This window comes from Bdellovibrio sp. ArHS, assembly GCF_000786105.1.
Lineage (GTDB): Bacteria > Bdellovibrionota > Bdellovibrionia > Bdellovibrionales > Bdellovibrionaceae > Bdellovibrio.
The window spans coordinates 59,043-71,978 of record NZ_JTEV01000001.1 but is presented as its reverse complement, the minus strand read 5'-3'; the positions used below and the strand labels follow the sequence as shown (position 1 = coordinate 71,978).

General features: G+C 45.9%; 10 protein-coding genes. 6 read left to right on the top strand and 4 right to left on the bottom strand.

Annotated elements, in window-relative coordinates; translation table 11 throughout:
- Positions 1–35: 35 nt before the first annotated feature.
- The 3 genes from OM95_RS00350 to OM95_RS00340 all read left to right on the top strand — a co-directional run bounded on the left by OM95_RS00350 (position 36) and on the right by OM95_RS00340 (position 2,562).
- Positions 36–458 (top strand): PPC domain-containing DNA-binding protein, encoded by a 423-nt coding sequence (locus OM95_RS00350; protein ID WP_041869029.1) that lies wholly within the window; start codon positions 36–38, stop codon positions 456–458.
- A 139-nt stretch (positions 459–597) separates the two neighbouring features.
- Positions 598–1,059, top strand: a complete 462-nt coding sequence (locus OM95_RS00345) for a hypothetical protein (protein ID WP_291515383.1) — start codon at positions 598–600, stop codon at positions 1,057–1,059.
- 60 nt (positions 1,060–1,119) lie between these two features.
- Positions 1,120–2,562 carry a hypothetical protein gene (locus OM95_RS00340; RefSeq protein WP_291515382.1) on the top strand — a complete coding sequence of 481 codons (1,443 nt, stop codon included), beginning with the start codon at positions 1,120–1,122 and terminating at the stop codon, positions 2,560–2,562.
- Here OM95_RS00340 and OM95_RS00335 read toward each other — a convergent pair.
- Entirely contained in the window at positions 2,552–3,499 is a 948-nt protein-coding gene (locus OM95_RS00335) for a glycosyltransferase family 2 protein (RefSeq protein WP_041869024.1), read from the bottom strand. The genes OM95_RS00340 and OM95_RS00335 overlap by 11 nt on opposite strands.
- Positions 3,500–3,568: 69 nt before the next feature.
- Between OM95_RS00335 and rfbF the strand changes: the two genes are divergently transcribed.
- The 3 genes from rfbF to OM95_RS00320 are packed head-to-tail and all read left to right on the top strand — an operon-like array spanning position 3,569 to position 6,311.
- Entirely contained in the window at positions 3,569–4,345 is a 777-nt protein-coding gene (gene rfbF / locus OM95_RS00330; protein WP_041869021.1) for a glucose-1-phosphate cytidylyltransferase, read from the top strand.
- Positions 4,336–5,409: a CDP-glucose 4,6-dehydratase gene (gene rfbG, locus OM95_RS00325; RefSeq protein ID WP_041869019.1), complete on the top strand. Its 1,074-nt coding sequence runs from the start codon at positions 4,336–4,338 to the stop codon at positions 5,407–5,409. The genes rfbF and rfbG overlap by 10 nt, the downstream gene beginning before the upstream one ends.
- Complete coding sequence (locus OM95_RS00320) at positions 5,409–6,311, top strand: NAD(P)-dependent oxidoreductase (protein ID WP_041869017.1); 903 nt, start codon at positions 5,409–5,411, stop codon at positions 6,309–6,311. The genes rfbG and OM95_RS00320 overlap by 1 nt, the downstream gene beginning before the upstream one ends.
- Here the strand turns inward: OM95_RS00320 and metH are convergent.
- From metH to OM95_RS00305, 3 genes are all read right to left on the bottom strand, one after another.
- Entirely contained in the window at positions 6,304–9,897 is a 3,594-nt protein-coding gene (metH, locus tag OM95_RS00315) for a methionine synthase (protein ID WP_041869184.1), read from the bottom strand. The two genes, OM95_RS00320 and metH, sit on opposite strands and share 8 nt — an antisense overlap.
- A gap of 87 nt (positions 9,898–9,984) precedes the next feature.
- Positions 9,985–10,929: a methylenetetrahydrofolate reductase gene (locus tag OM95_RS00310; protein WP_041869014.1), complete on the bottom strand. Its 945-nt coding sequence runs from the start codon at positions 10,927–10,929 to the stop codon at positions 9,985–9,987.
- 142 nt (positions 10,930–11,071) lie between these two features.
- Positions 11,072–12,883: a nucleoside-diphosphate sugar epimerase/dehydratase gene (locus OM95_RS00305; RefSeq protein WP_291515381.1), complete on the bottom strand. Its 1,812-nt coding sequence runs from the start codon at positions 12,881–12,883 to the stop codon at positions 11,072–11,074.
- Positions 12,884–12,936: the final 53 nt, after the last annotated feature.

Below are 12,936 nucleotides of genomic sequence, written 5' to 3'. Positions count from 1 at the left end.
GGCTCCGAAAATATTCTTTTAAAGAGAGGACAAATATGGCGACTCAATCTCATACAAGTTCTGTTGTCAGTCATTGCTTCCGTTTGCGCCCTCAGCAGGATCTAAAGAAGGAATTGCTTTACTACTGTCAAATGCATCATCTTCACGCGGCCACTGTTATTTGCAGCGTAGGCAGTCTGTCCAAAGCCCATATTCGCCTTGCTGGTGGAAAAGATGTGGTCGAATTCCAGGGTCCCTTTGAAATCATATCTTTGAATGGCACCGTGAGCGCGGAAGGCATTCACATGCATATCTCCTTAAGCAACTTCGAAGGCACCGTCATCGGCGGACATCTGATGGATGGGTGTCTGATTCACACCACGGCAGAAATTATTTTGTTAGAAAACACCGAGCTTACTTTCGCTCGCGAGCAAGACGGCCACACTGGTTATAAAGAGCTCGTAGTGAAAAATAAATAGTTACGGTTCTGAGACAGCCGCAGAGAGTTTTAAGTATTTTGTCAAAAGTCTTGGCAGCAAGATTGATATTGAAACGAGTTGATGAGTTTTTGTGGTCACGTGCCGCGGATTTGGCATAATCAACTTGTGGAGGAACATCATGATGAAGTTCTTTATTCTGCTGGTCTTACTCACGACACTACTCACCTACAGAGCATATGCGGATTCAGGGATTGGCATAGTTCTGGGCGACCCCACCGGTATTTCGGGCCGTTTGGGACTGGACAACCGCCACTCTTTAGAAGGAGCCCTGGCTTACTCTTCAAGCCACTATGAAGGCCTGCATTTACATGCCACATACCTGTGGGATCGGGCGCGCACGATTGGGACCAGTGAAGGCCCCCTGGAAATGTATTATGGCCTGGGTGTGCGCGTGATAACAATTCAAGAAGGGAAATACGACGGCGACGTAGCCGTGGGTCCCCGCGCCCCTTTAGGGTTGCTTTATAATTTCACCAATCCCAATCTGGAAGTCTTCGGAGAAATCTCCGCAGCCTTGGATTTAGCCCCGAAAACAGATGTTGATCTGGATGTGGGGCTTGGTATACGAGTCAGATTTTGACACGCCACGGGGACAAAAAAACTAGTATATTTTCACACCGAGTCCTAAACTCCCTCGAGTATGTTTCTCAAAAGAAATTGCGTCACTCTCTGCTTTTTGATTTCTGCCGCTCTATTCATTAGTAGCTTATGGGGACGCCCCATCCACATCGACGACGTCTGGTTAGCAGAGTACTCTTATTGGCTTAGCAAATTGGGTTACGTAAAATCCGAGGCCATGCGCGGATTCTTTACGGCGGAGAAACAGCTCTTTGTCTATCATAAGTTATTCCAAATCCAAGGCGCTTGGTTGATAACTTGGTTTGGATTCAAACCTTATGTTTTAAAATCTTTAAGCCTGATCTACGTCCTAGGCACTTTACCCCTTTTAGGACTTCTGTATCGCCGTGGTTCTTCTAATAAAAAATATATTTTTCTATTGTTCGCCCTGTTTTTAGCCTTCTTTCATACTATGAACTTAGGTTTTGTTTTTCGTCCGGAAACCCATTTGGTATTCTGGGGCCTGCTCTCATATCTGCTCTTGGATTCTTATTTCGAGTCCCGCAAAAAATGGCTGCTACTGACATCAGCATTTATTTCTGGCATTGGCATCGCCACTCATCTCAATGGTGTGGTGTTCACTGGCGCATCTGTTTTGCTACTTTGGCTCTATCGCCGTTGGTGGGCTGGATTGGTCTTTGGAACTGTTGCGACATGGGGTCTTCTATTCTTTTTCACGTTTGATGTGAGATCGTGGGCCGACCTACACCAGCTTTATCTTCAACTCACGAATTGGCGCGATGTCTCTTCGGGCAAATATGGTTGGGAGTCGGTGTTCAGAATATTTTCTGAAACCTCGCGATACTTTCACAGTCCGCCTGAAATCGTTTACTCGATTATGCTGCTTTTACTAATATTCCCAGCAAGAAAACATGTAATTCAATTTCATAAAAGAACGCTCTACTATACGGGTTTGCTTTCCCTTTGTGTGGCGCAAGTCACTCACGGGCATAATACAAACTATTTGATGTATGCTTTGCCTTTTATGTTGGTACTTGCAACATGGTCATTTGAAGAACGACTTTCGGTAAATCATTGGAAAACTCCTGTTGCGGCTATCGGTGTATTTTTAGTTGTTTCCTGGGGCTATGACATTTCTAAATTTTGGGGCGCTTACAAGACTCATTCTCATAAAGAAATGCAGGAACTCGAAGTGATCACAGAAATCTTGCCGGAAAAGGCGAATGTTTTATCTCATCATATGCTTATTTTTCCAGGTATCGAAAAGTTGCGGATTCAGTCTTTAGTCACCTATCGTGACAAGGTTGAAAATGGCCTTTTACAAGCAACTCCAGAGTCCCTCTTCAACGAAGCAAATAAATTTGATATTGATTACGTCGTTTTAAATAAAGGCAATCAGGACTTCTTCAATACGATCCAAAACACATACGGATCATTTCGCTTCATGCCAATTCCGCAGGTAGAAAACTTTCGGGTCTACCAAAGAGTGCCCACTAAAAATTGATTCGCCGCTCTTCTATGACTAACGGGCCCTTTCGGACCTGATTGTGTATTGATGCGACGTATTCTCCGACCAAAGAGATAAAGAAGAGCTGAATTCCACTCAACAAGAATAAACCAACCATCAAGCTTGCCATGCCGGCGTTGACATTCGAACGACCATTCACAAAAAACAGAATCATCAAGAAAGCGGCATAACCCAAGCTTAGCAACGACATCACAAAACCGAAAATCAGTCCGACGCGAATAGGGACTGTTGTCGAAGAAACTATGCCGTTCAGAGCGAGATCAAAAAGGAGTCCCAAGCGTCCCTTGGCTGTGCCTTTTTCTCGCGCCTTCATGAAGTACTTAACACCAATCGATTTAAAACCACACTGCGCAATAAGACCGCGCAGATAAGGCTCATAGTCATCGAAAAGTTTCAGTGCTTCAACCACTTTACGGTCGATAAGCTGAAATTCGCCTGCATCCAGCGGAATTTTTGCTTTTGAAAATCGATTGACGAACTTGTAGTAAAGCTTCCGAGCAGTTTCGATAAGAAAGGGCTCATCTCTTTTGTCGCGCTGACCGTAAACGACCTTATAGCCTTTTTTCCAATACTCCACAAATGTAGGAATTAATTCAGGTGGATCTTGCAGATCCGCTGGCATCATGGGAATCACAGCATCACCCTTTGCACTAATGACGCCATTGAACATAGATCTTAAAAAGCCGAAGTTACTGGCATTGACGATGACTTTGACTCGGGCGTCCTTTGCTGCGATTTTCTCTAGCTCGAAGACGGTTCTGTCTTCAGAGGCATTGTCGCAAAAAATGTGCTCATAGTCATAGTCCGACAACTGCGTTTCAAAAATCTTCTTAATCGCTTTGTAGCAATCTTGAACATTCTCTTCTTCGTTAAAACAAGGCGTAACAACGCTGATTAGTTTTCCGTTTGACATGATTAAAAGCCCAACTATAGTTTACGACAAACTTTACTGAATTTATTTCATAACAGAGAAAAGGTCGACATGAAAGCAGTTATTTTAGCAGGAGGATTAGGCACTCGCCTTAGCGAGGAAACATCCCTTCGCCCAAAACCGATGGTTGAGATTGGTGGAAAACCGATTCTTTGGCATATCATGAAAATCTATTCTCACTACGGCATCAACGATTTCATTATTTGCCTTGGCTATAAAGGCTATATGATCAAAGATTTTTTTTTGAATTACAGTGCACACATGAGCGATCTGACCGTAGATCTTTCAACTAATCAGGCGACCTTCCACAACAATCGAAGTGAGCCCTGGAAGGTGACATTGGTCGATACGGGCGAACATACCATGACAGGGGGACGTTTAAAGCGCCTGAAGGAGCATTTAATAAATGAAGACACCTTCTGTATGACCTACGGCGATGGCGTCTGTGACGTGAACATCTCCGACTTGATTGAGTCTCATCAAAAACACGGTAAAATGGCGACCTTAACGGCAGTTCAGCCCGCAGAGCGTTACGGTGTCTTGGAGTTTGACGACCACAACCGAATTTCTTCATTTAAGGAAAAACCTGAAAACACCCACACCTACATTAACGGTGGCTTCTTTGTTCTTTCGAACAAAGTCCTCGAGCATATTTCGGGCGACAATATCATGTGGGAAAGGGAACCCCTAGAGACCATCGCTCGAAGCGAGAACCTTTACGCTTATAAGCATTCAGGGTTCTGGCAATGCATGGATACTTTGCGCGATAAAACACTTCTTGAAGAACTTATTAAAAACGGAAAAGCACCTTGGATAAAATGGACTTAAGATCTTTTTATAACGGAAAAAAAGTACTTGTTACAGGTCACACGGGATTTAAGGGCTCCTGGCTGAGCTGGCTTCTTTTGGATCTAGGCGCCAAAGTCGTGGGCTACTCTAAAGCTCCTATTGACTATCGCGGCAATCACTTCAATTTAACAAATCTTTCTAAAGAAATGGCCTCTTATGAGGGCAACACGCTGGATTATGAAAAGTTCCACAAAGTGATCACCTCGGAAAAGCCAGAGATTATTCTCCACTTGGCAGCCCAACCTATTGTCAACGTCTCGTACGAAGACCCGGTTGAAACATTTCAGTCCAATGCCATGGGGACAATTCACCTTTTAGAAATCATGCGCAAGACTGATTTCATAAAAACAGGTGTTTTTATTACCAGTGATAAATGTTATGAAAACCAGGAATGGCTGTGGCCCTATCGAGAAACCGAGACATTGGGGGGGCATGATCCTTATTCCGCAAGTAAAGCCATGGCCGAAATCGCAATCTCGGCTTATTATCGCTCCTACTTTAAAAAAATCGGTGTTGGTGTCGCCTCTGCGCGAGCTGGCAATGTTATCGGCGGCGGCGATTTCGCTAAGGACCGCATTATCCCCGATATAGTTCAAGCCATGGACGAGAGAAGACCCGTTATTCTTCGCAACCCGCAGGCTGTTCGCCCCTGGCAACACGTCTTAGATGTTGCGCGAGGATATTTGACTTTAGGAATGCACTGCCATCTTGATCCCGTGAAACACTCAACCCCATATAACTTGGCACCCCAGGGCGTACTTAACAAACACAATGTCTTGTATATAACGAAAAAATTCATCGAAGTCCTTGGCCATGGTGAATATCAAATTGATCCGACTTCAGGTAAATTTCACGAAGCCAACCTGTTACGCCTGGACCCGAGTAAAGCGATGGAATTTCTGGGATGGACCCCGACGTTTTCTCCGGATGAAACAGTGGCATTCACTGCGGCTTGGTATGGTGAGTTCCTAAAAAACAAGGACAACCTTAAAGCGGTCACGCTGAAACAGATCCAAGACTATCTTAAATTGAGTGAGGACTAATGAGGGTTTTTGTAACAGGTGCTACCGGAGGCATAGGCCGATTTGTTGTTCAAGAGCTCTTGAACCGAAATTGCGAAGTTGCCTGTCTTGTTCGAACCCCTGATAAATTAAATCCTCAAGCCTATGCGATTCAGGGTGATTTGAGTGAGATAGCAAAAATAGAAGACGCTTTTGCCAATTTCAGACCTGATACCATCGTTCACTTAGGCTGGATCGGCGTCGACCAGAAGGAAAAAGGCAGTGACTCGCAAATAGTAAATCTGCAGGTGGCGGTCGACCTGTTAAATTTGGCGCGAAAATACTCAGTTAAAAGTTTTATCGGCATGGGGTCTGAGTCCGAGTACGGCGTTCATAACAAAAAAATCGATGAAAACACCAGCACTCTTCCGCAAACGAAATATGCGATCGCGAAGCTGGCGACGGGATTGGTTTGCGAAAAAATCTGCAAAGAGCAAGGGATCAAGTTCGCTTGGCTCAGACTTTTTTCTTCCTATGGCCCCGGAGATCGTCAAGGCTCCCTTATGTCCCTGCTAATCCAAACCTTGCTTAAGAAAGAACCGATGAATCTTTCAGAGTGCAAACAGATTTGGGACTATGTACATGCCAGGGATATTGGGCGTCTTATTGCGACTATGACAGCCGAACTCAAAGAATCAGGATTTTACAATCTGGGGGGAGGGCAAGCCCAACCTCTAAAGAACGTTGTTTTGAAAATTGCAGAAATTATCGGGACAAATATTGAGGACCTGCATTTTGGAGCTGTCCCCTATTCTGCGAATCAGAATATGCATCTTGAGGCTGACATTTCAAAGCTTAAAAGAGTTTACGGCTGGGAGCCGCAAACTCCTTTAGATGTGGGGTTAGTCGAGACTGTGGAATATCACAAAACACGAGCTAGATAGCAAAGTACTTCGCCTGTGGGTGCATGAAGTAATATCCGCACACACTTGAAGGCGGTGTCATAGCAAAATTTTCCGTCAAGCGCACACAGGTGTTTTCATTGGCCTGCAGAAGCTTCCACAATTTGCCTTTTTCGCTGTGATCCGGACACGCAGGATAACCCGGCGCCGGGCGAATGCCGCGATATTTTTCCGCAATCAGATCCGCATTCGAAAGATTTTCTTGAATGCCGAATATTTCGCGCACTTTCTTATGCGTGTACTCGGCCAAAGCTTCGGCGATACGATCTCCGATGGCTTTCACCAAAATCGATGAATAGTCGTCATGGACTTTTTCGTATTCGCGCGCGATCTTTTCGATTTCTTCACCGGCTGTCACTACGAAAGTGCCAATGTAGTCTTGTCTTTGCACTTCAACTGGCGCCACAAAGTCGGCCAAACAATAGTAGGTATCATTGTTCGCTACTTTTTTACGTGTCTGTCGGTCAAAACGAAGTTTTTCTAGCGTCGCCCCGGATTCATCATATACAAAAACCTCATCTTCTTGAGATTTCGCGGCAAAAATGCCCACGCGCGCCTGCGGACGTACGCGATCGTCTTGCATGATTTTATTCAGCATTTGTTGAGCATCGTTAAAGAGCTTGGTCGCCTCTTCACCGTACTTTTCAGATTTAAGAATATTAGGGAAGGTGCCTTTAAGCTCCCACGCCCAGAAAAAGGGTCCCCAATCGATATATTCCACAACATCCCGAACCGAAACAGGGATCTCGAAAACACCCGTCTTAGAAGGCTTCGCAATATCAACGTTCTGCCAATCACAATTGAACTTCTTCTTGCGAGCCTCTGGTAAACTCAAGGCTTCCGCCTCATTGAGTGAGGTCACATATTGTTCTCTCATTCGGTGATTTGTTTGTTTCACTTCTTGGGTGTAGGTCTCTTTGCTGTTGGGGCTTAAAAGCTTATTACAAACCTCTACAACCAAAGAAGCATCCGCCACGTGCGCGACGACACCTTCGTAATGAGGGTCAAGTTTGACCGCCGTGTGAATCTTACTGGTGGTCGCGCCACCAATCAGCACCGGCAACTTCAAGCCCGCACGCTGAAACTCGCCCAAGTTAAAAATCATTTCATCCAAAGAGGGCGTGATCAGACCACTCAAACCGACCATGTCGGCTTGATGCTCTTCAATGGACTTCATAATCTGCTGAACGGGAGTCATCACCCCCAAATCGACCACTTTATAGCCGTTACAAGCCAAGACGACAGAAACGATGTTTTTACCGATATCATGAACGTCCCCCTTCACCGTTGCGATCACAAAGGTGCCACGACTTTGCAGACTCGACTTGGATTTCTTTTCCTCTTCCATAAAAGGTTCAAGATAGGCCACCGCCTTCTTCATAACCCGCGCGCTTTTTACTACTTGAGGCAGGAACATTTTTCCCGTGCCAAAAAGCTCGCCAACAACCTTCATGCCTTCCATCAACGGACCTTCGATGACATTTAAGGGACGATCCAAAGACTTTCGGGCCTCTTCAGTGTCCTCAACAATGTAGGTGTCGATCCCATTCACAAGGGCGTGAGTAACCCGTTCTTGTAACGACAGCTTACGCCAATCTTCCGCGTGCTGAGATTTAGCCGCGCCTTTTTCCTCTTTGAACTGCTCGGCGATACGCAGAAGCTTTTCTGATGATTCCGGAGACTTATTAAGTACGACGTCTTCGACCAGGGTGCGCAATTGCGGCTCGACTTGTTCATAGACTTCAAGCATCCCCGCATTCACGATCCCCATATCAAGACCCGCTTTGACGGCATGATATAAGAAGACGGCGTGCATCGCTTCGCGAACTTTATTATTTCCCCGGAAACTGAAACTGAGATTTGAGATTCCTCCGGAAGTGTAGACTCCCGGACATCTTTTCTTAATTTCAGAAACGGCCTCGATAAAGTCCACCGCGTAATTGTTGTGTTCTTCCATGCCGGTCGCGACGGTCAGAATATTCGGATCGAATACGATATCCGCTGGATCAAAATCCAACTTTTCAGTCAGAAGCTTGTAAGCTCTTTCGCAAATACGCACTTTGTCTTCACGTGATACAGCCTGACCTTTTTCATCAAAAGCCATGACGACAACAGCAGCCCCATATCTTTGCAGAAGTCGCGCCTGACGTAAAAACTCAGCCTCGCCTTCTTTCAAAGAAATGGAGTTTACGATGGGCTTGCCTTGCAGACATTTAAGACCGGCTTCCAACACTTCCCATTTGGAAGAGTCAACCATCACAGGCACTTTTGCGACATCAGGTTCCGCCGCCAAGAGGTTCAAGAAACGAGTCATGGCCTTCGGGCCATCGATCATTCCTTCGTCGAAGTTGACATCCAGGATATTGGCACCATTTTCAACCTGACTGCGAGCCACATTCACGGCTTCTTCATATTTATCTTCTTTGATAAGTTTCGCAAACTTCGGCGATCCGGTGACGTTGGTTCTTTCCCCCACCATCACAAAATTGCGCACTTGATCCCATGACAAATTGTAAGGTTCCAGACCACTTAACTTCATGCCTTCGTTTTTCCCAGTAGTTTTGGCATGAGGCTTTTTGTCTTTCAAAAGATCAGCGATAGTTTTGATATGCGCAGGCGTCGTTCCGCAACAGCCGCCCAAGATATTTACAATGCCCTCTTCGGCCATCAATCCTAACTGATAGGCCAGAGATTCTGGGGTTTCATCATAGCCTGTGGGGCTCAGCGGATTAGGCAATCCCGCATTGGGATAACAAGATACAAAACAATCGGAAACGCGCGCCAGTTCACGAATATAGGGATGCATTTCTTTTGCACCCAACGCGCAGTTGATACCCACACTTAAAGGTTTGGAGTGGCGAACTGAATTCCAGAAGGCCTCAACAGTTTGTCCAGAAAGAGTGCGCCCTGAAAGATCCGTGATCGTCACAGATAACATCAAAGGCAGCTTTTCTCCCCGTTCTTCCTCGACTTCAGAAATCGCAAACAAAGCGGCTTTTAAGTTCAGAGTATCAAAAGTTGTTTCAGGCAGAAGGATATCTGCCCCACCATCCAGAAGCCCTAATACTTGCTCTTTGTACGCGTTTTTCAGCTCGTCATAAGTAACCGCGCGATATCCTGGATTGTTAACATCCGGACTGAGCGAGGCAGTCCTATTCGTCGGTCCAATGGCTCCGGCGACATAACATCGTTTGCCGGTTTCTTTTTCAAAATCAAGGCAGGCTTGTTTTGCGAGTTTTGCCGCAGCAACGTTAAGTTCATAAGCCAAATGCGAAAGCTCGTAATCAGCTTGAGCGATCGACGTTCCATTGAATGTATTTGTCTCGATGATATCCGCACCTGACTCCAAATACTGCTTATGGATGGCGTAGATAACCTCGGGCTTTGTTAAAACTAAAAGATCGTTGTTACCTTTCAGATCCTTGGGATGATTTTGAAATCTTTCACCACGATAGTCAGCCTCAGTGAGTTTATGAAGCTGGATCATCGTTCCCATTGCTCCATCTAAAAACAACAACTTGTTCTGAAGTATCTGCTCTAATTCCCTGAGGAGAACTGACTTTTTCATGAAACTATTTACCCCATCTTTGTAAAGATACTTTACGGCCCGTTCGAGCCGACGCGAAGCTCATATTTTAAGTTAAAGTGCCCGTGACTATTTAAATCCCTTAACGACCTTCACTATGGAATGGACGTCATTGAGCACATAAAAGTGCACCGCCGGAACACCGAAATTCAAAAGACCTTCAACTTGCTTGCGACACCAGTTCATGCCGATTTCGGCTGCATGTTGCGGGCTTTCCAATAAGCCATCGACTAATTCTTCTGGCAAATCGATATAGAAATTCTTGGGGATGGTTTTAAGCTGATTTGCCGACTTCAACACTTTCAGGCCTGGAATAATAGGCACAGTGATGCCAGCTTCCCGGCATTGCGTGACGAAATCAAAATACTTTTGATTATCAAAAAACATCTGCGTGACGATGTAGTCAGCGCCCGCCTCAACCTTTTTTTTCAGGTTTTGAATGTCGTTCTTCAAACAAGCCGCTTCAAAATGTTTCTCTGGATACCCCGCCACCCCGACACAAAAGTCTAAGGAGTCAGCACGATCCAAATCATCAAGAAACTTACCGTCTCGCAGATCTTTAATCTGCGAAACCAAGCCTGAGGCATAACTATTCACCGTGCGATCAACGCGGATCTGCTTTTGAAAATTAGGCGTGTCGCCACGCAGAGCCAGGACATTCTCGATACCCAGAAAGCTTAATTCGATCAAGGCGTCTTCAGTCTCTTCTCTAGTGAAACCCAAACAAAGGATATGGGCGACCGTATCGATCTTAAAACGGTTCTGAATAACGCCGCAGATTCCTAAAGTCCCGGGACGTTTTTTCAAGGTCTTTTTTTGAATGGTCCCGTCGATGCGTTCCTGAAAGTAAGAGGTTGAACTATGAGAAGTCACATCAATCCATGGCGGATTCAGCGGTGCTAAAGCTTCCACGACTTCAATAATGTCCTTGATACTTCTTCCACGCGGTGGCGGAACGATTTCATAGCTAAAAAGTGGGGCTTGCGCCTTTTCGATGTGTTCAATTACTTTCATACTTTAACAATTAAAACCTATCAGTGAACGGTGCAAGAGGTTTATTCATTTAAACACTCATCGCCTTAATGCAAGTCTATCATATTCTTTCGACAAAGAGGAATTATCTCAAGTTGAGAGGAGGCAGCAGAACCCCCTCACTCTAGGGGTTTTTCATTTGGTGCGGAACATATTCGTGAACCACACGTGATAACGAGTCTTTAATCAACCCAGCGTCACCTTGCGCGCAGACGATCTCAAGACGACCCAATGCCTCCAGAATAGTCTCTTTCGGTAAGGAGTATTCTTTCGCTCTGAGAATGCGAGGATGGGAGGTTTTCTCAGCATCCGCACCAATTAACAACTCTTCATAGAGCTTTTCCCCGGGACGCAAACCACTGTAAACGATTTCAACATCTCCCTTAGGGCAGGACGAATCTTTAACCGTCAATCCGCTCAGCTCGACCATTCGTCGGGCCAGCTCCACAATTCTTACGGGCTCGCCCATATCTAGAACAAATACTTCACCCCCTTGTGCCATCGCCCCTGCTTGAATCACAAGTTGGGCGGCTTCAGGGATGGTCATAAAATAGCGGATAACATCCGGATGAGTCACCGTTACGGGCCCGCCTTTTCTGATCTGCTCTTTAAAAAGAGGCACAACAGAACCGGAAGAACCCAGGACGTTTCCAAAACGGACCATGGAAAAGATCGTCCGCGTGGATGTTTCGGCATAGGCTTGAAGAATCAACTCAGAAAGGCGCTTTGAAGCACCCATGACATTCGTGGGTCTAACGGCTTTATCGGTGGAAATCAGGACAAAGTGAGATACTCCGAATTCTTGAGATAAAGAGGAGACTCGTAAAGTTCCAATCGCATTATTAACAATACCCACACCGGGATTTTCTTCAACCAAAGGCACATGCTTGTAGGCAGCTGCATGGTAAACAGTGTCGATCTGCGCTTCCAAAAAAACTCGGCGCAGGGCTTTTTCATCACATACATCGGCAAGAACCGGTTTCACCCGAAGCTGAGGAAAGTGTATGCGCATTTCCCGCTCTATACTGTAAAGAGCGAATTCAGAATTATCCAAAAGGATTAGTAAGGAAGGAGCGTGCTTCGCTATTTGTCGGCACAACTCAGAGCCGATAGAGCCACCAGCCCCCGTGATCAGCACCGTCTTTTCAAACAAGCACTTTCGTAAAAGACTTTCGTCAGGCGGCACGGCATCGCGCCCCAACAAGTCCTCAATACCGACTTCACGCAGGTCACTCACTGTGACGGAACCGTTCACAAGTTCCGCAACCCCGGGCACTGTTTTTAAGACCGCACCATAGGGTCGCAAGCCCTCGATGATTTCTCTGCGACGACTGCGGGCCGCCGATGGAATAGCCAAAACAATCTCATCAATATTCTTTTTGACCAGAACCGCCTCAAATTCATCAGGTCCGAACACTTTAAGTCCGGCCAAATAGTGCCCCTGCAAATCCGGATCATCATCAAAGAAAGCGACCGGATTGAACTCCTTGGAGTTCACGAGGGCAAAAGCTATTTGAGTGCCCGCTTTGCCGGCACCATAGATAGCCACCTTTTTTCGTGCAACACCCACCTGCTCGGCACTGAGGATAACAACCCGAGCTAATGCTCGCGTGACGGCGATACAGCCGATGGCCAGAATCCAAAATATAACAAGACTTGAGCGCGGCACCTGATCCAATCTGACCAGGGCCACCAAGGCTAACAACAAAATGGAAAGCACTGAAACGCCGTAGAAAACTGTCCAGAAAAATTTCGCACTTGTATATCGCACTATCGAGCGATACAGGCCCAACCGCGTAAAGATAGGAATGGCAATAATTGGCAAAACCAAGAATAGCCAAAGGTATTCTCCGATACGGGGGCTTACGGTTCCGAAACGAAGAGCAATCGCCAGCCACAGCACGAATGGCAAGAGGATGACGTCTGTAAACATCATCAACAATATCTTCAATCGTCGCGGCCATGCCGACAGTTTTACAAAAAAGGACA